The following is a 21810-nucleotide window of genomic DNA, read 5'->3' as shown; positions in this document are numbered from 1 at the left end:
TAGCGATTGTAGAGGCATCCTTTTTTGAGGTGCGAGAAAAAAATATAGCAAAAAGCCCCACACCAAAGTATGAGGGGAACGCCCAAATTATTTTACATAAAGAAATTCCAAACTACACCAAAACGAACTGTGAAGTCTCTATAAGGATTGTTGGGTGCCGAATAATAATTGTAACCCGTAAATGCCGAATTAAAATGTTCTGCTTTTAAAAAGAGGCGCGTTTGACGAATTTTTGCATTAATAAAAAAGTCTAACCTTGGGAAATTACCATACTCGGTTTCATTCTGAACATAAAATTCTGCCAGAACGGGATTGTAGGCATTCATATAATACTTAGTGAAATAGTTAAAGGTAACTCCCGTCTGTAAAAACATTGCATTATCAAATAATTGGCTTGAAAAGTATAAGGTATTCCGTGTGGTTAATTCTGGCACGTTGAGCGTGTTATTTTCGTCTTGAACATTTTGATATAGCACCGTATTGTTTAAAGCAAACTTACCTACTTTTATTTCGTTCTCGAATTTTGCTCTTATATAAGTTATGGTGCTACCGTTTTGATATGGCTTAATTGATTGCTTAACGTCATCTACACTTACATTTTCATCTTGCTTAAAGTAGACATAATCTGTTAAGGTATTCAGATCTACAGTTATATTAGCTAGTTGTTTGTACTTAAGATTAAAAGCTAATTGCTGGCTTTCAGTATTATTAAACCCGTTTTGCCAATTGTAATTTTTATAATCACTTTGATATAATAAGGTATTATAATTTGGCGCCTTTGAACTATGATTTAAAGATGCTGATGCCGCTATGTCTTCATTTAAATTAAATGTTGCCCTTGCCATAAGAAAATTACCATCAAAATCACCAGATATATTTAATCCGAATTCACCTTGTAGCTCAAATCCTTTATACTGTTTTCTGTATTTACCGCCAGCTGAATAGATATCTCCTTTTAATCTATTTGTTATTATGGTATTATCTTCTAAACTTACCAATTGATTATACCCGTAATTATAATTGTTATTTCTTAAATTAAATTGGAGGTCTCCTATAATATTGTTATTGTAATTTATATAAACCTCATTATAAAAATTTTCAAGAGTTGCTCTGTCTTTAATATCTGAACTCACAAAGGCTTCACCAAAATAAGATGCTGAACGTGAAGATTGATCATACTGAAAATACTTGTCTTCAAAAGACATTATATGACCCAGTTTTATTTCGTTTTTAGAAAGCGAATCTTTTTGAATAAGTTTATATTCATGTTCTAAGTGAAACCGTTTACCTAAAAGCAAACTTTCGGCGTTTTCAAAACCTACTTCAAAAATGGAGCGATCAAGAAATTCTTCATCTCCATTTTCAAACTTTGAGACTTCACTATCTCTTATCCCAGCATTTTCCTGATTCATTAAATCTTGGGTGACTATATGCCCTCTAGCATTATACCTCCCGTTTTTAGCTTGATAATTAGAGGTAAACCTAAAATTACCGGTGCTGGTTAATAAGTGTTGATATTTACCTAATGACCTAAGTCCTTTGTATGCAATAGAAAAATTAAATTGAGGTGAGGTATTAATGGTTATAAATGAATCTACCAATTGCCCCTGCTCGAAAGCCGTTTTAAAAAACAGTTCTGTTAATGGTGTTGGTACTCTATAATAATTTATGTCTTCAATTTCCCAATAATTAAAATGTCTAGCTCTTGCACCAAAACTTGGCATTAAACTAGTATTTTGAAAATTGTAGGTTAAACTATTATAGGTTTGTCCTAAGTTTGAAAACGGCATTAACCCAAAATTATCTTTTCTAAGATAATTGAACTTGTATTCTTTTTGAATAGTTAAAGTGGTATCTAAATATGTAGTATCTCTTTCTACACTAATAATTAAATAATCTTCAATCTTAGCTATTTTATCTTCTGATTTTTCGTTATTTCCTTCAATAGGCCTCAACCCTCGAGTTTCTCTAATAGAATCTTGAACAAAATCTGAAGGCCCCTCAATAGTTTTAATGGGTTTTTGTTGTGCATAAACTGTAGAAAAAAAACTTATAAATAAACAGGTCAAAACCAATCCATTGGTCTTAAGACTATTTTTATTCTGAAATGTTTTTAAACTATTAAACATATTGAGTAATAACGAAATTTATGAAGGTGTATTTTACAGTCATTTTTTCAAGAAGCAAAAGTAATTATTTGAACGGAAAGAGCCTCTAATTATTTTAAATAAAGAAAGCCAGCTACAATTGCTGGCTTTCTTTTAAATATTAAACAAGAATATTTACTTTGAGTTAGTCAGGTGCAAACATCTAAATATTATGTATAAAAACCAAAAAAACGAATAAAAAACATACCCAAACCTGCGTTTTTTCAGTTTTGTGATTTACCATATTCACAATAATTGGATTTAATATTTCACTATTATTGTTTTTTTAATCATTTTTTTGCGTATTATTTAATCTAAGTTGTAGAATTGTTAAAAACTCGTATAAATATCTTATGTGCGCATAATAATTATCTTTTAATATTATAGCTTTGACAAATCAATTAGATAAATGCTATTAATTAACCATTCCAATCTTGTTTTAGAATGTGGTACTGACGAAGCAGGACGCGGCTGTCTTGCAGGCCCTGTAACCGCAGCTGCGGTCATACTTCCAAAAGATTTTAAAAACACCGTTTTAAACGATTCTAAACAACTAAGCGAAAAGAAAAGAGAATTTCTAAAACCTGTTATAGAAGAAGATGCCGTATGCTTTGGAGTTGCTCATGTATTTCAGGAAGAAATAGACAGTATCAACATTTTAAATGCTTCCATTTTAGCAATGCATAAATCAATAGATGAATTGTCTACCAAACCCGAATATATTATAGTTGATGGCAATAAGTTTAAACCATATAAAGATATTCCGTTTGAAACCATTATAAAAGGAGATGGTAAATATTTAAGCATTGCGGCTGCATCTGTTTTAGCCAAAACATATAGGGATTTATATATGAATAAAATTCATGAAGAATTCCCTATGTATAACTGGAGAAAAAACAAAGGCTACCCAACAAAAGAACATAGAGAAGCAATAAAAAAATATGGCATTACGAAATACCACAGAAAGTCTTTTAGATTATTACCAGAACAATTAAAATTAGATTTATAAGTTTTTATCTTTACAAAAAATTAATCTGTTCATGAGACCCCTCTTTCTAGGCTTACTTTTTATTTTATTATTAAATTGTTCTAATAAAAACTCTAAACCTACTGCTCTAATTGATTTTGCCCCTGAAAACGCAGCGATCATAATTAAAACGTCAAGTTTTGAGAGCCTCAAAAACACCATTTCTAACAATGATTTTTTGCAGAAAATATCAGAGAGTAATTCTTATAAAAATTTAGAGCAATCTTTAAATACATTATCTCTTTTAAAATCCAACAATGATGTTTTAGTTTGTTTTTCAAAAGATACCAAAGGCAACTTACAATATACAGCTATTACAAAATATGATTCTCTTTTATTTAAAACAGATTCTATAAAGAATTATTCAAAGGAAACATTAAAATACAAGAATAAAACTATTGTAAAATCTAGTTTTAATAATCAATCAACTTATAGTACCAATATTGATAGTACGTTTTTATCTTCAAATTCAAAAGACATTTTAGAATCACTATTTAATAAACCTACTGCGAGTGATGAACTAAAAAAAATGTATAGTACCATAAACAATAATAAAACGTGTTCAATTATTGTTAAAACAGACTCTTTGTTTATCAATCAATTTCTTCCAGTAAAACAAATTGCACTGAATGGTTTCACCAACTATATAGCTTTAGATGTTGATGCGAATCAGAATGAAATTATATTAAACGGAATTACAAAAGCAACCGATTCCTTAGAAAGTGTTATAAACATATTTAAAAACACAATTCCTCAAGAAAATCAAACTCAGAATGTCACCCCTTCAAATAGTGATGGTTTTATGAGTTTTACTTTTAACAACTTTAAAACCTTTGAATCTAATCTTGTTGCTTTTAATAAAAGGGATTCTACATATGTGAGTTCTAAACTGTTTAATGATATTATTGAAGTAGGTGTTATTTATGAAGATAAAGAAACTGCTATCGTTATTAATTCTATTGACTATATTGCAACGAAAGATGCTCTTATTGGAAACGAAAATATTATTAGCACTTATAGAGAAATTGACATTCTTGAATTTAATGATCCCTTCATTTTTTCTAAAACTTTTAAACCGTTTATCTCATTTAACAATGCCAACCTATATTGTGTAATTGACAATTTTTTTGTTTTTGCAGAATCCAGAGAATTACTTCAAAACATTATAGCTAATTATCAAAACAAAACAACTTTTAGTGAACGAAGTTATTTTAAAAATATAAAGAATCATTTAAGTGATGAATCTTCACTTTTGTGTGTTTATAGTCCTTCTTCTTTAAATAATATTATTAATCAGAATTTTGAAGAAAGCTCAGACTATAAACTAGGACGTTATAATACTTCAGCACTTCAGTTCATTTATGATAATAATTTTGCTCATGTAAATGGTATTATAAAAAAGAGTAAATCTACTGCATTGTTAAATTCGGTTTCCGAAGAATGGAACATTAAGCTTGAAGCCGATATTTTAAATGAACCGCAATTTGTTACCAATCATATTACCAAGCAAAAAGAAATAGTAGTTCAAGATATAAACAACAACCTATATTTAATTTCAAACAGAGGAAAAGTTCTTTGGAAAAAACAACTACGAGGTGCCGTTTTAGGAGATATAAATCAAATTGACATTTATAAAAATGGCAAATTACAACTCTGTTTTGCTACTCCATATAGAGTTTATGTTATTGACCGAAATGGAAAAGATGTAGCACCCTTCCCTGGTAAGTTCAACGACCAAATTACGCAACCATTATCTGTTTTTGATTATGATAAAAAGAAGAATTATAGGTTGCTTGTAACTCAGAGAAGAAATGTTTTAATGTATGATGTTAGAGCAAAAATTGTGAATGGTTTTACTTTCAAGTCTGCTAATGGCGTTATTATTTCACAACCCAAGCATTTTAGAATTGGGAGTAAAGACTATATCTCTTTTAAAACTAAAGACAGGCTTTACGTTTTAGATAGAGTGGGACGCACTAGAGTACAACCAAAAACAAATTCATCTTACTCCAACCAACCCATATTTCTTTACAATAATCAGTTTACAACTACTACCAAGGCAGGAGATTTAATCTCTGTTAACACTAACGGGAACATTTCTCTAAAAAATTTAGGACTCTCAGAAAATCATTCTTTAAGTACCACCAGTAAAACACTTGTGGCATTAAACGAAAACAAACTCACCATAAAAAGTAAAAAATCTGAGCTTGATTTTGGAGATTATTCTGAACCAAAAATCTTTTATATAAATGACAAGATTTATGTTTCAATTACCGATAAACAATCACATAAAGTGTACCTTTTTGATAGTTTATCTAAATCAATTGCAAACTTTCCTGTTTACGGTAATTCTTCCATAACATTAGATAATATTGATAGAGACAGAAACCTTGAGTTTATTACTAAAGGAGAAAGTAATTCGATTATCCTGTACCAGATAAACTAAACGGTATTAAGGATAAACACAGTAAATTGTGTGAAAACATTTGCAAATAGCAAACTAATCTTTATCTTTAACCCAGCTATTAACCAGACATTTACATTTTCATAAGCCAAATGATTTCAATTTTTGGTGAATTCATCTTTTTATTAGCTATTTATAAAACCTTAATATTCAATATACACAAACCCAAGTCCTCAAATCTCAGGCGTCAAAGCTTTATTGCTTTGGCGCTTTTTTTATTGGTTTCTCTTTCAAAATTAGTACTATTGCAATGCAAAAAATCAGACTATGATATCACGTAAAAATGCTTCTATTTCAAAATTTATAATCCATAAAGTTGGCAATAAGTTTAATGACACAAAAAATGCTTTTTCCGAAAAAGTTGTAGATTTTGATGAGGCAAGCTATGATTTAATGTTACCTTTTTTATTACGCCCTTTTGCCTCTACTGTTCAGAGCCATAGGTTTAATCATCATGCAAATATTAGCTTAAACGAAATAAACAATTACACCACTCAAATATTTAATGAGGATGAGGCTTTTATAGAGGTTTCAAAACATATTGTTATGCATTTATATGAACAGTCAACATCGGCCAACATTAAAACTGGAGATGTTTTAATTGTTCTTTTTGAAGGTATTGAGTTTAACGATATTACAACCAATGCTCTAGGAGTTTTTAAAATAGAGAGTAAGGTTAATTTCTTCCAGACCTATTTAGAAAACAATAGCTATGATGTCTTGGTACAAAAAGGCATCAACTCTAAAAAAGTAGATAAAGGTTGTTTAATATTAAACCAAACCGATGAAGAAGGAAACATTATTTTTAGTGTAGATAACAACAATTATGATGCTCAATATTGGATTAATCAATTTTTGAACATTAAATATGCCGATGATTCTAATAGTCATACCCAACAATACCTAGAACTGTGTAAAGATTTTTCAACAGACATATTAAAGACCAGTTATGGCATTCAAGAACAAAACACCTTTTTAGCTAAGACCATTGATTTTTTTAAAGAAAATGAAGTGGTTAACGTTGAACGTTTTAAAGATGAATTATTCGAAGAAGATAAATACAAAAATGAGTTTGACGACTACAAAAAAAGTTTTGAAGGCGAAATGAATCTTGTAATAAGAAACCAATTTGATGTAGCAGAACGTGTTGTAAATAAAGAAAAGAAGAAAATAAAAACTGATATTAAGCTTGATACGAATATTCAAATAAAACTAGATATTGATGCTCCAGATGCATCCACCGAATATCTAGAACGCGGTTACGACGAGGAGAAAAAGATGCATTATTACAAAGTGTTTTTTAATGCTGAAAACTAAAAAAAGAGCGGTATTACCGCTCTTTTTTTAGTTAAACTTTATTATTAATTCTTTATAATTTTCTTGTAAGCCCATTTTCCATCTATACTTTCTACTTTTAGAGTATACAAACCAGTACTCAAGTTATTAATTGATATACTATCTGATAATTTATTAATGTTTTCTTTACTAAAAACTTGAACGCCATCAATACTATAAATTTTAATTCTATCCATGAGAACATCTGCTTGCAGCTTTATATGACTATTAACCGGATTAGGATATACTTTTAAATTATTCGTAAACCACTCATCAACTGAAGCTGTAGCTACTGGTTTATAGACCCTAATCCAATCCACTTTCATTGTATGATTATCTGTGTTGGCCAACTCTGTATCTGTTGGTGTTAATGGTGGTGTCATATTAGATCTCCAATCTTGATCTTCAACAGTAAATAGTATATCCATGGGCTTGTTTAATCCCGTTCTAGTATCATTGTTTGAGTCTCCAGGATTAATACTATTTGTAAAGTATAATGGGTCTATTTCTTCCATACCTTCTCGCCATGTCACCAATACTCCATCAATGTAGTAATATAAATGGGTAGCATCTTTCCAATACACACCGTATCTGTGATAGTCATCTTTCCAATTAATATCTCCTGAACCATCATCTCGTCTAACCCATGTAGGTTGATCATTATCAACAGGATTGCTTCCAATGCTATTGAATTCACTAGGTTGCCAGTCTTGAAATGGTGTTCTTATAAATACATGATGACTCATATGCATCCCTTGGGCATACCAAGATTGGCTTGTACCTGTGCTCTCAGACCATGTTGCCCCGTAACCCTCCATAAAATCAATTTCCTGAGTATCATCAGGACTTAACATCCAACCTCCATTTGCCAAAACAGAATTCATAATTCTCGCCCTAATTTCAACATAAACAGGATACACAACTGTATTATTTGAATGTACTGCTCCAGCATTTACTCTATTTGTTAAATATCGTGATGCTATAAGTTTTAATTCACCTCCTTCAACCAAAGAATGATCTCTTGCCCAAGTTGTTAATCCAGGTCCTGCCCAGGAATTATGATACCAATCATCCCATTTTGCTAAAAACATACTTCCCTTGCTTGCTGCTGGAGCCGAATAATTAAAATCATCTGAAACATCTGTCTGCAATTGCCATTCCTTAGCACTCCCAGGGTCCGCTGGTACAGGAATACCCGACCAATCTTGAGAAAAAGAAGAAAAAAAAGAAAGAAAAAAAACAACTGAAATAGTTATTATCATAACTTAAAGTTTGAATTCAAAAACAAAAATACAAACAGAGCCCATTAGAACCCTATTAAAAAATGTCTTGTCAAGTTTAAATCTAGTATCAACTTACTTAAAACTATTATTCCATTTGACAACACCGTAAAAGATACTCAAAAACTACCTATTAGTTTGATATAATTTTTAAATTTGGGTACTACTAAACCCAATTTTAAAATGTCAAAATCCATATCGACCAAAGATTACGAAGCAACACTCAAAAAACTTCACACAGAACTAGTTCATTTGCAAGAATGGGTTAAAAATCAAGGATTAAAAGTAGTAATCATTTTTGAAGGACGAGATGCCTCAGGAAAAGGAGGTACTATCAAACGTTTTACAGAGCCATTAAACCCTCGTATTTGTAAAGTGGTTGCTTTGGGTGTTCCTACAGAAAAGGAAAAAACACAATGGTATTTTCAGCGTTATGTTGAGCATTTACCTCATGCTGGTCAAATAGTTTTGTTTGATAGAAGTTGGTACAATAGAGCAGGCGTTGAAAAAGTTATGGGCTTTTGCAATCAAGATGAATACGAAGAGTTTTTACGATCATGTCCTGAATTTGAAAGAATGTTAGTTAGGTCTGGCATTATTCTATTAAAATATTGGTTTTCTGTAAGTGATGAAGAACAAGAAAAACGCTTTAAAAACAGAATTGAGAATCCTTTAAAACGCTGGAAATTTAGTCCTATGGACTTAGAATCGCGTTCAAGGTGGCTGGAATATTCTAAAGCTAAAGATGATATGTTTGCTCATACAGACACTAAACAAGCACCTTGGTTTGTAGTCAACTCAGATAACAAAAAAAGGGCTCGTTTAAATTGCATCAGTCATGTTTTAAGTAAAATTCCTTATGAAAAAATGGACTTAGAACCCGTCCATTTACCAGAACTATCTGATAAAGATGCATATGTTAGACCGCCATTAGACTACCAAACTTTTATTCCGGAGAAGTACTAAGAGAATAATCAAATACAATTCATTCCATAATATCGGCTTTCATTTTGTAACTTGAACGTTATAAACCAACCTTCTTCAAAATGAAACCATTTAAGTTTATACTTTTTGCATTTCTATCGTTAACTTTAGCTCAATGCAGAAATGCTAATTCGGAGAGTGAAAACACACCGAAACTTAAAAACTCAAAACAAGAGTTTTACCAACTAAAAATCTACTCATTCTTTGGAGAAAAACAACAAAACAAAACTGACGCTTATTTAAAGGAAGCATATTTACCCGCTCTTAAAAGGTTTAACATAAATCATGTTGGAGTTTTTAAAAACCGACTAACTGATAAAGATTCTATAAGAAAAACCTATGTTCTTATACCATTTTCAAATTTAGATGAATTTGCTAATCTTGAGACAACACTAGAAAAAGACTCTTTACACCTTAAATCTGGAGCTAATTATATTAACGCTTTACATAATGAGCGTCCGTACAAAAGAATAGAATCTATTCTTTTAAGCGCATTTACAGACATGCCTAAAATGAAAACAACTGATGTTAAAGGTGAACGATCTGAACGCGTTTATGAATTACGTAGTTATGAATCTCCTTCAGAAGCTTATTACAAAAGAAAAGTTCACATGTTTAATGAAGGAGGAGAAATTAAGCTTTTTAAACGATTAAATTTTAATGCTATTTTTTATGCCGATGTGATATCAGGACCTAAAATGCCCAATTTAATGTATATGACTACCTTTCCAAATATGAAAGTTCGTGATTCTCTTTGGAAGGAATTTGTAGACTCACCTGAATGGAGTAAACTAAAAGTAATACCTAAATATCAACAAACGGTATCTCATGCCGATATAAGGCTTCTTTACCCAACAGAATATTCAGATTATTAAAAAAACTCCCGATACTGATTCACCCTGAAATCAAAAGTAGTGAATTTTGAGTCTTTTGCTTTTAATTCTTGATATAGCTTCATACTACCAATAGCTCTGTTAGCACTTCCAGATGCCGAGGTTAAGGAAACTGTTTCGATAGTTCTTTCTCCCATATAAAATTGATGAACTCTTGGTATTTTATTATTAACCAATTCTAATTTCAACCCATAATCTTTAATGTGTTTTCTAAAGAAATACTCAGGCCCATTTTTACTATTCCCACCAGTAAACAAAATAGTGTTAATATTGGGATACTTTTTTATATAATCAATGACATCGCGTAACTTAATATTAGTCATTCCTAAATCTGAAGCGTCTAACTTTTCACGTTCAGCACTTTCAACAATATCACAAACTCCAATTTGATGCTTTATTAAAAATTTTTTACGTTCATCAATTGCTTCTTGTGAATTGATATACCTGAGCCCTAAATTGTGAATTTTATCAATGTAAAACCACAGGGAATTGTAATAACTGCCGTAGCAAAAATCTACATCCTTTTCCAATAACTTCCCTATTGAAAATCTTGGTGGTGGTAAAGTGCCAACAATCAGTTTTTTGGTATCACTTTTAATAAATGGTGGATATGGGTGTTTATGCAGAAACATTAGAACCTGATTATGAACTTTTCCATAATTCACGAATTGCAACAAGGTCTTTCTTGATAGCGGCAAACACCTCTTTTTGGGTTATAGCAATGTCTTTTTTTCCATGCTCTGCACCTCCTAAATCATATTCACAATGCAATGATACAGGAACATTAATCCTGTACGCTTTCAATAATTTAAAATAACTTTTAAAGTCTACCATCCCTTTCCCTATTGGCACATTTTGAACGGTCCATTTACCGTTTTTATTAACCCACAAAAAGTCTTTAAGTACAATTGTATTGATTTTAGGTTTTATAAGTCTTAATCCTGTTTCCCAAGACTGACCACCTTCTACCGTGGCATGCCTAATATCATACTGACACCCCATATAGTTGTTTTCAACACCTTTGAGCATCTTATGAATTTCCCAAATAGCTGCCCCAACATGCTTTCCTGCATGGTTCTGATAAGCCCCTTTTATACCGAACTCTTTATTCAAAATGGATAACTCTTTTACCTGGTTTGCTATGTTTGAAATAGCTTCGGGAATGGATTTATCTTTCGGATACCGATAATAACCCAATCTATAAAACTTCACTCCTAATTGAGCTGCGGTTTCCAAAACATCTCTTGCAAAGGGTTCATCCGTAGATAATATACCTGAGGTCATCATCTTGGGTTCAAATCCAACATTTTTAATAGCAGAAATGGCTAAAGGTAAATCATCTTTTACACGCCCTGGTAATACATGCCCTTTTGGTCTTACTGAAAGGTCTACTCCATCAAACCCCATTTCAAGAGCAGCATGAGCCATATCTGCATAATTTAAAAACTGAAGATGTTTTGAAAATATATTTATATCTAATCTTGTAAATTCAGGCTTTACTCCAACACAGGATTGAGAAAAACCATTTAATGCAAACATAGTTCCTAAACTTGCCAAAGTAGATTTTTCAATAAACGACCGTCGTGTTAAATTTTTATCCATATTATTTTTGCTTTAAAAATTCGAATAAATCCCTTATTTCCTGATTAGTCATACCATCGTTAATTTCTCCTATTGGCACATTCTACGTATTTGTATATGTCTCCTAGTTAATTGCACACAAATTAAGGATTATTGAAAAACACTTAAAAAGGTAAAAATCAAAATTGTATTTCAAGCAAATTACAAAAAAAGCAGTGTAGAATTACACTGCTTTTTTATATACATGTAAATTTATAAAATTATTCCCCAAATCCTCTGGCTCTTGGTATTTGAGTTCCGCTTTGATAACTCTTGCCTTCACCTCCCGTAAAGTCATCATAGAAACGATAGTAGTTTGGATAACCATATTTGGCCTCTAATTTATGGCGCTCATCTCTCCATGCTTGAAACTTTTTAGTGGCTTCTTTTTGGTTGCCAATTAAAAAGAAATAGTCGTTTTTAGAAACCACTTTACCTGAAGTATCTGTTAACTCTAACTCTACAAAAAAGCGCTTTTCTACCTTACCTAAGACATCAACAGAGATATCTTCAAATTTCAAAGCACTATCCCCTTTTACAGTACCAATTTTAAAGGTTTGTGATTTTAGTTTTTTACCATTATCATCCTTAAATACAATACTTGCTTTACAACCTTCATAATCTTTAAACAGATCATTAATAACCCATAATTCACCAATAAAAGGTTCTTCTTGAGACCATCTTCGTTTTTTAAACCCAAGATTAACCAATAAAGGTTGGTAGGCCTTTTTTACAAAATCATAAGAACGCTTTGGTTCTTGGTAGTTATCTATAATACCCCATTTCATATCTGGCCAATAAGTAATAAAATGACACAGGGCTATACCACTTAAGTTTGGTTTTTGTCTTCTAAAATACTCAATACCATTTTGGAATATGATTCCCTGGGTATCTTGTGAAGCATTCACAAATTCCTCTAAAGAGCCCGTCATTTCATCGCCAAAAACATCCCAGTTTTGCATGCGTAAACGAACTAAGTCTGCCCAGTGATGCCCCCAGCTTAACCCAGGTGTCCACAATTCATCTTCTGGAATAAATTTCTTTAAACTCTTTACTGAAGGTACTGAAGTGATAGCAAATTCAGGTATAATTGGGTATTCAAGTGTTTGCAACCAATCTTCGTGTAAAAATGTTCCCATTCCATAAAAATATCTAAGAGCATGTTTTGCTTCTTTTGGTTTAAAGCCAGCTTCCTGAGACACTTCACAAGTTAATGGGGAATCTGGAACATAAGGTAAATTAGCATAGGCTTGTAATGAATCGCCTAAGCGCTCTAAAAATGCACGTCCAAAGTGGGGGTCACGTGTTCTGAGCATCATTTCTTCCCCACCTTCCATCATAATTAACGACGGATGGTTCCTGCGTTCTTTAACTACTCTTACTCCTTCATTAAAAATTTCGGCAAGTACTTTTTCATCATTTGGAATATTACCCGTTCCTAGCGGAATGATATCTTGCCAAACAGTAATACCCATTTCATCACAGTATTGATAGAATTCTGGTATTTCTGGTGGATGCCAACCAAATATTCTAATATTATTCATATTGGCTTCTTTTGCCATTTTAATCAGTTTCTTGTATTCACCAATATTGGTTCTACCAACAAATATGTCTGGTGGACCACCCCAACAAGCTGAACGTATAAAGTGAAATTTTCCATTTATGTAGGTAGACCTTGGAAAACTTACATCTACATCTTTTACAAACCCTGGATTCCATTTAGAAGTCACCTCTCTTATACCAAATGTGGTTTCATTAAAATCTTGGTTAATCTCACCGTCCTTTAGTGAAATTCTAGCCTTATACAAATTAGGTTTCCCCATATCCCATGTCCACCATAACTGAGGATCTTCTATTAGAATATCATGATTAATTTTATTATTACCTGGTTTTACAACTGCAGAAAATTTAACGGTCTTTACATCAGAATTAAAGTTTTTGCCCTCAATAGTAGCAATAAAATTCATGGTTTTTGTTTTCGCTTCCGTATTTTCTACAGTTAATTCCAATTTTACATTAGCTGTACCATCTTCCTTGATTGAGGTATTGGCATACACATCTTCAAAACGCACTTTTCCAGAAGATACCATCTTAACTTTTCTATGAATTCCGAAAGGCGCCAAATCTCTCCAATAATCACCAAACCATGGTGTTTTTTTACCAGCTACCAAAGCATTTACACTTGGTGGAGGGTCTAACTTAATCATAAGCATATTAGTACTAGGCAATCGTTTTTTAGCAATTCGTAAATAGTCGGTTACATCAAATGAAAAACCTGAAAAAGCTCCTTCATGTCTTCCTAAATAATGTCCATTAAGCCAAACATCACAAGCATAGTCTACACCTTCAAATACAATTTTAACCACTTTATTATCTACAGGCTCTGTAACATTAAATTGATATGAGTACCACCATTCATATTGCTGAACCCATTGAGCCTTAACACTATTTCTACCAAAATAAGGATCTTCAATTACTCCTGCTTTCCATAAATCTGTGTAAACATCTCCAGGTACTGTAGCATGGTTCCAAACATGAGTTTCAATATCTTCTGGTGGTAATTTTGGCAAGCCTTTTTTAACCCCTTCACCCGGAAGCATCATTTTCATAGTCCATTTTACACCACTTAAATCCCGAACCAACTGACTGTTTTCTTCATGGGAAATTACAGTGTTGGGTTGACCAAATGTCATGAACGCCATAAATGACAATATCAGGCTTAATCTTAGTTTAATTAACACTTTCATTTGTTCTATTTTTTTAACGTATTAAAATTAAAGTTCTTGAGTACAAATTTACATGATATTAATCATATATGAATCATATTTTTATATACAAAACCTAGACAATAACTTGACTAAAACTGAAAAAAAAGTGTTATCTTAATGGATATCAAATAATTATGGGAAAAGGTGATAAAAAATCCAAAAGAGGTAAGATTACTAACGGAACTTATGGTGTAAGACGTCCAAGAAAGAAGAAAATTAAAGCATTGGCTAAAAAAGCGAAGGCTAAAACTAAAAAGGGAAAGGCAAAAGTTGAATAAACTAGATTGTTTGTAAAATTTTCTCTACCTCTGCTATTGTGAGCCTATAAAGCCGTTTATTGGGCTTTGTCATATGTTGTGATTCTGAAGATATAGACTCTAAAATATCTTTAGCCTTCTCTCTTTTGTTTCTACTCAATAAAAACTTTGCGTACACCAAACGCTCATTATAAAACGAAAAACGCACATCTATACATTTTAAATTCTCTTCAGCTTCATCAAGTTTACCCTCTTTTTCAAGAGCCAAACCGTAAATAAATTGAGCTCTGGACTTTTTAAATTCGGAATGTGTTTTTATACTTTCCGCATATTCTAAAATACTTTTGTAATCTTCGGAATTATTAAACGCTTCAATCATATTCTTAATAACATAGAAATCGTTTTGAAAATTTCCATCTAAAGCTTCTTTATAATGTTTAATTGCATTTTGATTATCACCAATCTCCAAATAAGCATCAGCCAAATTAACAAGGTTTTGATAGGATTCTGAAAACTCAAGTTGTTTTTCTAAGTCTTTTATTTTTTTAGTGGGGTTAATTATATGTGTAATCTCACTAGTGATTTTTTCAGCATCACGTTTGTTATAAACTTGAGTAACTAAATATATTATGGAACCAATAACCGGTAAAAATAAAATCAAAAATATCCAGTAATAAGGGTTTCTGTATTTAATCATATGGTAAATACAATAACCTTGTAGTAATAGAATAGCGTAGTACCACATAGACTATCTTATAAAAACCAATTCTTTATTAGACGACATTTCTTCACTGTAACCATAACCTTCATAATTGAAACCTTTAAGATCATCAATTGTTGTGGCATTGGTATCAACAATATATCTTGCCATCATACCTCGTGCTGCTTTAGCAAAAAATGAAATCATTTTATATTCACCATTTTTAAAATCTTTAAAATTGGCTGTTATAACAGGTACTTTTAAAGCCTTGACATCAATAGCTTTAAAATACTCATTACTGGCAAGATTAAGAAATAACTCATCGTCTTCCAACTCAACATTTAAAGCCGTGGTAATGGTTTTTTTCCAAAATTCATAAAGGTTTTTATTTTTGCCAACCGGGAATTTAGTTCCCATTTCCAATCGGTAAGGTTGAATCAAATCGGTTGGTTTTAAGATACCGTAAAGCCCAGAAATGATGCGCACCGTATCTTGAAGTTTATCTAATTTATCTTGCGGAATAGAATAAGCATCTAGTCCTCTATAAACATCACCGCTAAAAGCATATACAGCCGGTCTAGAGTTATCAGCAGTAAACGGTATACTCCACTCTTGATTACGTTCATAATTTAATTGCCCCAAAGCATCAGAAATATTCATGAGTTTAGATAAACTTCTGGCAGATTTCTTTTTTAGTAGTTTATTTAAACGTTCGGATTGTTTTAAAAAACAGGCCTCAGTATTCAAAGTTGTGGGCAATTCACTTTCAAAATTAAGCGACTTGGCTGGCGATAAAACTAGTTTCATTTAATCATTATATTAATATCTCAAAGTTACAATTAGTCATTGATTTATAAAAGATATTTTTAGAGCTAAAAAAATTTAATAATACTTTTATCAACAAAATTATATCGTAATATAATCAAATAAAGAATTCTAAATGAAAATCTATAAATACGCGCTAGTTCTTACATTAATATTCTTTTATCATGTCACTTATGCCCTTGACTTTGACAAACTCAAAATAAATTTTACAGATTTCTATTTACTAGAAGAGGTAAATGATGTTGAAGTTCAACAGTTATTACAACTCATAACTAGCGATTTTTCTTTTGCTGATATAGATTACAATATGCACAGAAGAAGTAATTGGAAACCACGTACACACTTAAAACGGTTAATTACGTTAGCAAAAACTTATAAAAATGAGAATAGCAAATACTACCAATCTGATGAAATGGCTGAAATAATTATTGGTGGATTAAACTACTGGAGTTTCAATAATTTTTATAGCGATAATTGGTGGAATCAGGAAATAGGAATACCACAAAGTTTAGGACCAACACTTATTATTTGCGAGTCCATCATCCCTGATTCTACTATGACAAAATCCTTAAAGGTGATGGATAAATCCAGAATACACATGACCGGACAAAATAAAATATGGTTAAGTGGAAACGTATTTATGCGTGAATTGCTAAGGGGTAACACCAAACTATTAAAAACCGCTGCAAACACCATTAAATCTGTTATGGTTCCATCAAAACCCTATGAAGAGGGCATCCAGCCAGATTTTTCTTTTCATCAACATGGTCCGCAACCCCAGTTTGGAAACTATGGTTTACATCTAGTAGAAGACATCATAAAATGGATGTTTATTTTTAATAAAACAGAAATTGCATTTTCTAAAGAAAAAGTAGACCTCATGCGTAATTTAATGTTTGAAGGCCAGCAAAAGGTAGTTTACAAGGGCAAGTATGAGATTCTAGCAACTGGCAGACAAATATTTCCTGAGAAAGTAAACGGTGAAAAATACCGAGGTCCTATTGCCAAATATGAGTTATATAAAAATCTTGAACATATTTTTAATCAATTTGACACCCAAATTAATCCAACATCTGCTCCGAATGAATATGTTCATTTCCGAAATTCTGACTATAGTTTATATCGAACCGATACATTTTTCTCCCCAGTACGTATGTCTTCCAAACGTATTATTGGTGCAGAAGCTGGTAATGGGGAAAACCAGATGGGATATTATTTAGGAGATGGCACCAATCTTATTTATAGAAATGGTGATGAATATCATGAAATTTATCCTGTATGGAATTGGAAAAAATTACCTGGTACTACCACAGTACAAGATACGGCTAAACTACCAGTACTAACTTGGGATGGATATAGAAACAACTCCCATTTTTCTGGTGGATTAAACGGTAAAACGGTTGGAATAACAGCGTTTAAATATAGAAGAGATAACTTAAAAGCTAACAAATCTTACTTCTTTATAAATAATAAAGTTTACGCATTAGGTTCAGGGATTAAAACTAATAGAAATTTTGAAGTAGTAACAACAATTAATCAGTGTTATAAGAAAGGTGATATTCATGTTTTAAAAAACGAAGGCGAAATCACATCTGTTTGGCATGACAGTATTGCCTATATAAGTTTAAGGCATCAAAAACTAAATGTTAAGCAAGAGGCACAAACTGGCACCTGGAAAAAAATATTAACATGGCACAGTGATAGTTTAATATCTAAAAACATTTTTGATTTAGAAGTTAGCCATGGTATAAATCCTAAAAATGAAAAATATGCTTACGTAAGTGTCGTAGGCATCCCAAAAGAAAATATAAAGAAAGTTAATATAAACGAATTGGGTGAAATTTTAGCCCTCAAAAAAGAAGTTCATGCCATAAAGTTTAACCATATTAAAACCATTGTAATAAGCGCTTTTAAACCCTGTGAAATAGGTATTGACAACTCGCAAAAATTAAAAATTAAAAACTCGTGCCTACTAAGCTTAACTCAAACAATAAACGGTTGGATAGTAGAGGTTGTAGACCCAACTCAAGAACAAAAAACATTAGAATTTGAAATAACTGGGAAATACGTAGTTAAAGGTCAAAACAATTCAGAAATAAAAGAAAACACAACATTATTCTCCATTAAACCTCCAAATAAAATTGAAGAAAAAGGAATGAAGACTTCAATAAAATTAATTTCAAGTTAATGGACTCATTATATTCAACCCAATTACATATCTTGATGTTTAGAATACCCGCGCCACTTTTCAATACACTGTTCTATATCTTCAGGGATTTCAGAAGTAAATCGCATAAACTCACCTGTTTTTGGATGCTCAAACCCAAGTGTTTTGGCATGTAAAGCTTGACGAGGCAATATTTTAAAACAGTTGTCTACAAACTGTTTGTATTTAGTAAACGTAGTTCCTTTTAAAATCTTTTCACCTCCATAACGCTCATCATTAAACAAAGTATGCCCTATGTGTTTCATATGCACACGTATCTGATGTGTGCGACCGGTTTCTAATTTACAAGATATTAAAGTAACATAACCTAAACGTTCTAACACTTTGTAATGCGTTACTGCAGGCTTCCCTTTTTCAGCTTCATCATCTAGAAAAACAGTATTCTGTAATCTGTTTTTTGGGTGTCTACCAATATTTCCTTCAACGGTTCCTTCATCTTCTTCAACATTGCCCCAAACTAATGCAACATATTCTCTTTCGCTTGTTTTTGCTGCAAATTGAGCCGATAAATGATTCATGGCATCCTCAGTTTTTGCAACCACTAAAAGTCCGCTGGTATCTTTATCTATTCTATGTACTAAACCTGGTCGATCACTAGAGTTGTTTGGTAAATTATCAAACCTATGAATTAAGGCATTTATTAAAGTGCCCGAATAATTCCCATGACCTGGATGAACCACCATACCTGACGATTTATTTACAACAAGAAGCTCTTCATCCTCATAAACTACGTCAATAGGAATATCTTCACCAACCAATAAGGCTTCATAAGTAGGATGCGTAAACATCACCCTAATTTTATCATCTGGTCTTACTTTATAACTAGCTTTTACAGGTGTGTCATTTACAAAAAGTCCCCCATCTTTAGCCGCAGATTGAATCTTACTTCTATTTACATTTTCAATAAAATTCAACAAATATTTATCTATCCGTAAAGGCGCTTGCCCCTTACCAACAGTTAGTGCATGATGTTCATACAGATTATCTTCCTCTGGTAATTGTGGTGTGTAGTCGTCCATTAAAAAAAAGAAAATTATTTTCTTGGGCGATTACCGTTACCAAGCACTAAATCTATCACAGAAGTTTTTGGAAGCTTATCACCAGATTGCAGCAGTTTACCTTTATGGTACATTTTTAATACCAAATCTTTACCAATATTATCTTCATAAGTTATTTTACCAACCTTAAATTCTAGTGCTTCTAAATTTGGTTTTGCTTGTCTAAAAGTACGCTCTCTTAAATCTGGAACTTCTACTTTTCTGTAACCAGAGGGATTAAGTGTTAAGTATATTTTTCTATTCTCCTTTACTTGAGTCCCAGCTAATGGCTCCTGCTCTATCACCGCAAACTTTGGATAATTAGGATTGAAATTAGCCGAATCTTGAATTTGCATCACCAAATTATTCTCATCTAATTCTATTTCAGCTACACTAATAGATTTTCCTTTTAAGTCTGGTACGGTTTCAAAATCGCCATGATTCGTGTAACCGCTCAACCATTTTAACACAATAAAACACAATACAAAAATAGCAACAATAGCTAAAAAAATTTGTTTAAAAAATGCTTTACTAATCAGGAATTTGATAATGCTCATAGGTAAATTTTCTATTTGGCAAATATATAAAAACAGAACTGCTTTTACTTTTGCAATTTATATGATATTTTAGCTTAACTTATAATAAATACGTTTTATTGTAGACTTTTAGATTTATAAAAAATAATAATTCAGTTTTAATGAAGAAGAATATAGCCATTATCATGGGAGGCTATTCCAGCGAATATCAAATTTCACTAAAAAGCGGTAATGTAGTTTTTGAAACCTTAGATTTCTCAAAATATAACGCATATCGTGTTCATATTTTTAAAGATAAATGGGTTTATGTTGATGAAAATGATGCTGAATTTCCAATAGACAAAAACAATTTTAGCGTTAATATCAACAATGAATCCATCACTTTTGATTGTGTTTTTAATGCTATTCATGGCTCTCCAGGTGAAGATGGTTTTATGCAAGCTTATTTTGAATTACTGGGTATTCCACATAGCAGTTGCCCCATGTATCAGGCAGCCGTAACTTTTAACAAGAGAGATTGTTTAAGCATTTTAAAACCTTACGGAATTAAAACGGCCGAATCTTATTATTTGAATTTAGGAGATGCTATTAATGAGAACTCTATTATTGAAAAAGTAGGATTACCATGTTTTGTAAAGGCTAATAAAGCCGGAAGTAGTTTTGGAGTAACCAAAGTTCATAAAAAGGAAGATTTACAAAATGCTATAAATATTGCTTTTAAAGAAGATGATGAAATAATTATTGAACAATTTTTAGATGGGACCGAAGTTTCTGTTGGGGTAATAACTTATAAAGGAGAAACTAAAGTATTGCCCATTACTGAAATAGTAAGTGAAAATGACTTCTTTGATTACGAAGCTAAATACTTAGGAAAATCTCAAGAAATAACACCCGCTCGAATTAGTGAGGAACAAGAAGAGAAAGTGAACATTGTTGCTAAAAAAGTTTATGAAAATTTAAAAATGACTGGTTTTTCAAGAAGTGAATACATTTTCAAAGATGGTGACCCGCATTTGTTAGAAGTTAATACCGTTCCGGGATTAACAAAAGAAAGTATTTTACCGCAACAAGCTGCTGAAGCTGGTATTTCGTTAGCAGATCTATTTGATAATGCTATTCAGGAGGCTTTGAAATAAAAGTCTTATTTTTATAATATGAAACGAGCTATTTTCCCGGGATCCTTTGACCCTCTAACTTTAGGTCATTATGATATTATTAAACGTGGGGTTACTGTGTTTGATGAAGTTATTGTTGCCATTGGTGTTAATGCCGACAAAAAGTATATGTTCTCTCTTGATGAAAGAAAACAGTTTATTGAAGAAGCATTTAAAGATGAGCCTAGAATAAAAGTGGTAACCTATAAAGGGTTAACGGTTGACTTCTGTAAAGAAATTGGTGTTGAATTTATTCTAAGAGGATTGCGTAACCCAGCAGATTTTGAGTTTGAAAAGGCTATAGCTCATACCAATAGAGACCTAGCTCCTATTGAAACGGTATTCTTATTAACCTCTGCAGACACTTCTTATATAGCATCTTCCATTGTACGTGATGTTATTAGAAATAATGGTGATTATACTAAACTGGTACCAAAAAGTGTAAGAGTGAAATAGCATGAAATCATTCCATATATACTTCCTACTTCTTTTTTTTGTTTTAGGAAATAGCTATGGACAAGAATTACCTTCTCTAAGCAATGAAGAAAGAAAAAAG

Annotated in this window: 18 protein-coding genes; 9 read left to right on the top strand and 9 right to left on the bottom strand. The window is 31.8% G+C overall.

Going from position 1 to position 21810, the window contains the following annotated elements:
• Positions 1 to 92 precede the first annotated feature (92 nt).
• Positions 93 to 2129, bottom strand: a complete 2037-nt coding sequence (locus FUA22_RS17890; RefSeq protein ID WP_147769974.1) for a putative porin — start codon at positions 2127 to 2129, stop codon at positions 93 to 95.
• 427 nt (positions 2130 to 2556) lie between these two features.
• On the opposite strand from FUA22_RS17890, the gene FUA22_RS17885 reads away from it, so the two are divergent.
• From FUA22_RS17885 to FUA22_RS17875, 3 genes are all read left to right on the top strand, one after another.
• A complete protein-coding gene (locus FUA22_RS17885) occupies positions 2557 to 3156 on the top strand; it encodes a ribonuclease HII (RefSeq protein ID WP_147769973.1) in 600 nt (199 codons plus the stop codon).
• A 31-nt stretch (positions 3157 to 3187) separates the two neighbouring features.
• The gene (locus FUA22_RS17880) at positions 3188 to 5620 is read left to right on the top strand and encodes a ribonuclease HII (protein WP_147769972.1); all 2433 of its coding nucleotides are present in this window, start codon (positions 3188 to 3190) and stop codon (positions 5618 to 5620) included.
• 285 nt (positions 5621 to 5905) lie between these two features.
• On the top strand, positions 5906 to 6955 hold the full coding sequence (locus FUA22_RS17875) for a nucleoid-associated protein (protein ID WP_147769971.1): 1050 nt from the start codon (positions 5906 to 5908) through the stop codon (positions 6953 to 6955).
• Positions 6956 to 6999: 44 nt separating this feature from the next.
• Here FUA22_RS17875 and FUA22_RS17870 read toward each other — a convergent pair whose 3' ends face one another.
• The gene (locus tag FUA22_RS17870) at positions 7000 to 8235 is read right to left on the bottom strand and encodes a T9SS type A sorting domain-containing protein (protein ID WP_147769970.1); all 1236 of its coding nucleotides are present in this window, start codon (positions 8233 to 8235) and stop codon (positions 7000 to 7002) included.
• A 201-nt stretch (positions 8236 to 8436) separates the two neighbouring features.
• On the opposite strand from FUA22_RS17870, the gene ppk2 reads away from it, so the two are divergent.
• Both ppk2 and FUA22_RS17860 read left to right on the top strand, forming a co-directional pair.
• Positions 8437 to 9219 (top strand): polyphosphate kinase 2, encoded by a 783-nt coding sequence (gene ppk2, locus FUA22_RS17865; protein WP_147769969.1) that lies wholly within the window; start codon positions 8437 to 8439, stop codon positions 9217 to 9219.
• Between the two features lie 80 nt (positions 9220 to 9299).
• A complete protein-coding gene (locus tag FUA22_RS17860; protein ID WP_147769968.1) occupies positions 9300 to 10112 on the top strand; it encodes an NIPSNAP family protein in 813 nt (270 codons plus the stop codon).
• On the opposite strand, the gene FUA22_RS17855 is transcribed toward FUA22_RS17860, so the two are convergent.
• The 3 genes from FUA22_RS17855 to FUA22_RS17845 form a co-directional block, all read right to left on the bottom strand.
• A complete protein-coding gene (locus FUA22_RS17855; RefSeq protein WP_147769967.1) occupies positions 10109 to 10762 on the bottom strand; it encodes a uracil-DNA glycosylase family protein in 654 nt (217 codons plus the stop codon). The two genes, FUA22_RS17860 and FUA22_RS17855, sit on opposite strands and share 4 nt — an antisense overlap.
• Before the next feature lie 10 nt (positions 10763 to 10772).
• Positions 10773 to 11732 carry a sugar phosphate isomerase/epimerase family protein gene (locus FUA22_RS17850; RefSeq protein WP_147769966.1) on the bottom strand — a complete coding sequence of 320 codons (960 nt, stop codon included), beginning with the start codon at positions 11730 to 11732 and terminating at the stop codon, positions 10773 to 10775.
• 239 nt (positions 11733 to 11971) lie between these two features.
• Positions 11972 to 14497 carry a beta-mannosidase gene (locus FUA22_RS17845; protein ID WP_147769965.1) on the bottom strand — a complete coding sequence of 842 codons (2526 nt, stop codon included), beginning with the start codon at positions 14495 to 14497 and terminating at the stop codon, positions 11972 to 11974.
• 155 nt (positions 14498 to 14652) lie between these two features.
• Here FUA22_RS17845 and FUA22_RS17840 point away from each other — a divergent pair, with 155 nt between their 5' ends.
• Complete coding sequence (locus tag FUA22_RS17840) at positions 14653 to 14796, top strand: 30S ribosomal protein THX (protein ID WP_147769964.1); 144 nt, start codon at positions 14653 to 14655, stop codon at positions 14794 to 14796.
• A 1-nt stretch (position 14797) separates the two neighbouring features.
• Here the strand turns inward: FUA22_RS17840 and FUA22_RS17835 are convergent, their stop codons facing one another.
• Together FUA22_RS17835 and yaaA are read right to left on the bottom strand one after the other, a co-directional pair.
• Entirely contained in the window at positions 14798 to 15472 is a 675-nt protein-coding gene (locus FUA22_RS17835) for a hypothetical protein (protein ID WP_147769963.1), read from the bottom strand.
• Positions 15473 to 15523: 51 nt separating this feature from the next.
• Positions 15524 to 16282 carry a peroxide stress protein YaaA gene (gene yaaA / locus FUA22_RS17830; RefSeq protein ID WP_147769962.1) on the bottom strand — a complete coding sequence of 253 codons (759 nt, stop codon included), beginning with the start codon at positions 16280 to 16282 and terminating at the stop codon, positions 15524 to 15526.
• Between the two features lie 133 nt (positions 16283 to 16415).
• On the opposite strand from yaaA, the gene FUA22_RS17825 reads away from it, so the two are divergent.
• Positions 16416 to 18488, top strand: coding sequence for a polysaccharide lyase family 8 super-sandwich domain-containing protein (locus FUA22_RS17825; protein WP_147769961.1), 2073 nt, complete (start codon positions 16416 to 16418; stop codon positions 18486 to 18488).
• A gap of 23 nt (positions 18489 to 18511) precedes the next feature.
• On the opposite strand, the gene FUA22_RS17820 is transcribed toward FUA22_RS17825, so the two are convergent.
• Positions 18512 to 19546, bottom strand: coding sequence for an RluA family pseudouridine synthase (locus tag FUA22_RS17820; protein ID WP_147769960.1), 1035 nt, complete (start codon positions 19544 to 19546; stop codon positions 18512 to 18514).
• Between the two features lie 14 nt (positions 19547 to 19560).
• The gene (locus FUA22_RS17815; RefSeq protein WP_147769959.1) at positions 19561 to 20121 is read right to left on the bottom strand and encodes a PASTA domain-containing protein; all 561 of its coding nucleotides are present in this window, start codon (positions 20119 to 20121) and stop codon (positions 19561 to 19563) included.
• A gap of 140 nt (positions 20122 to 20261) precedes the next feature.
• On the opposite strand from FUA22_RS17815, the gene FUA22_RS17810 reads away from it, so the two are divergent.
• Positions 20262 to 21236, top strand: coding sequence for a D-alanine--D-alanine ligase (locus tag FUA22_RS17810; RefSeq protein WP_147769958.1), 975 nt, complete (start codon positions 20262 to 20264; stop codon positions 21234 to 21236).
• 18 nt (positions 21237 to 21254) lie between these two features.
• On the top strand, positions 21255 to 21710 hold the full coding sequence (gene coaD / locus FUA22_RS17805) for a pantetheine-phosphate adenylyltransferase (protein ID WP_147769957.1): 456 nt from the start codon (positions 21255 to 21257) through the stop codon (positions 21708 to 21710).
• The last annotated feature ends 100 nt before the right edge of the window (positions 21711 to 21810 follow it).

The organism is Seonamhaeicola maritimus (genome assembly GCF_008056315.1).
Lineage (GTDB): Bacteria > Bacteroidota > Bacteroidia > Flavobacteriales > Flavobacteriaceae > Seonamhaeicola > Seonamhaeicola maritimus.
Note: the sequence above shows the minus strand (reverse complement) of the source record. Positions and strands in the feature narration are given on the sequence as shown.

Excerpts from the sequence above, each read along its gene's own strand:
- FUA22_RS17890 (WP_147769974.1), bottom strand. The coding sequence starts at position 2,129 with ATGTTTAATAGTTTAAAAACATTTCAGAATAAAAATAGTCTTAAGACC.
- FUA22_RS17885 (WP_147769973.1), top strand. The coding sequence starts at position 2,557 with ATGCTATTAATTAACCATTCCAATCTTGTTTTAGAATGTGGTACTGAC.
- FUA22_RS17880 (WP_147769972.1), top strand. The coding sequence starts at position 3,188 with ATGAGACCCCTCTTTCTAGGCTTACTTTTTATTTTATTATTAAATTGT.
- FUA22_RS17875 (WP_147769971.1), top strand. The coding sequence starts at position 5,906 with ATGATATCACGTAAAAATGCTTCTATTTCAAAATTTATAATCCATAAA.
- FUA22_RS17870 (WP_147769970.1), bottom strand. The coding sequence starts at position 8,235 with ATGATAATAACTATTTCAGTTGTTTTTTTTCTTTCTTTTTTTTCTTCT.
- ppk2 (WP_147769969.1), top strand. The coding sequence starts at position 8,437 with ATGTCAAAATCCATATCGACCAAAGATTACGAAGCAACACTCAAAAAA.
- FUA22_RS17860 (WP_147769968.1), top strand. The coding sequence starts at position 9,300 with ATGAAACCATTTAAGTTTATACTTTTTGCATTTCTATCGTTAACTTTA.
- FUA22_RS17855 (WP_147769967.1), bottom strand. The coding sequence starts at position 10,762 with ATGTTTCTGCATAAACACCCATATCCACCATTTATTAAAAGTGATACC.
- FUA22_RS17850 (WP_147769966.1), bottom strand. The coding sequence starts at position 11,732 with ATGGATAAAAATTTAACACGACGGTCGTTTATTGAAAAATCTACTTTG.
- FUA22_RS17845 (WP_147769965.1), bottom strand. The coding sequence starts at position 14,497 with ATGAAAGTGTTAATTAAACTAAGATTAAGCCTGATATTGTCATTTATG.
- FUA22_RS17840 (WP_147769964.1), top strand. The coding sequence starts at position 14,653 with ATGGGAAAAGGTGATAAAAAATCCAAAAGAGGTAAGATTACTAACGGA.
- FUA22_RS17835 (WP_147769963.1), bottom strand. The coding sequence starts at position 15,472 with ATGATTAAATACAGAAACCCTTATTACTGGATATTTTTGATTTTATTT.
- yaaA (WP_147769962.1), bottom strand. The coding sequence starts at position 16,282 with ATGAAACTAGTTTTATCGCCAGCCAAGTCGCTTAATTTTGAAAGTGAA.
- FUA22_RS17825 (WP_147769961.1), top strand. The coding sequence starts at position 16,416 with ATGAAAATCTATAAATACGCGCTAGTTCTTACATTAATATTCTTTTAT.
- FUA22_RS17820 (WP_147769960.1), bottom strand. The coding sequence starts at position 19,546 with ATGGACGACTACACACCACAATTACCAGAGGAAGATAATCTGTATGAA.
- FUA22_RS17815 (WP_147769959.1), bottom strand. The coding sequence starts at position 20,121 with ATGAGCATTATCAAATTCCTGATTAGTAAAGCATTTTTTAAACAAATT.
- FUA22_RS17810 (WP_147769958.1), top strand. The coding sequence starts at position 20,262 with ATGAAGAAGAATATAGCCATTATCATGGGAGGCTATTCCAGCGAATAT.
- coaD (WP_147769957.1), top strand. The coding sequence starts at position 21,255 with ATGAAACGAGCTATTTTCCCGGGATCCTTTGACCCTCTAACTTTAGGT.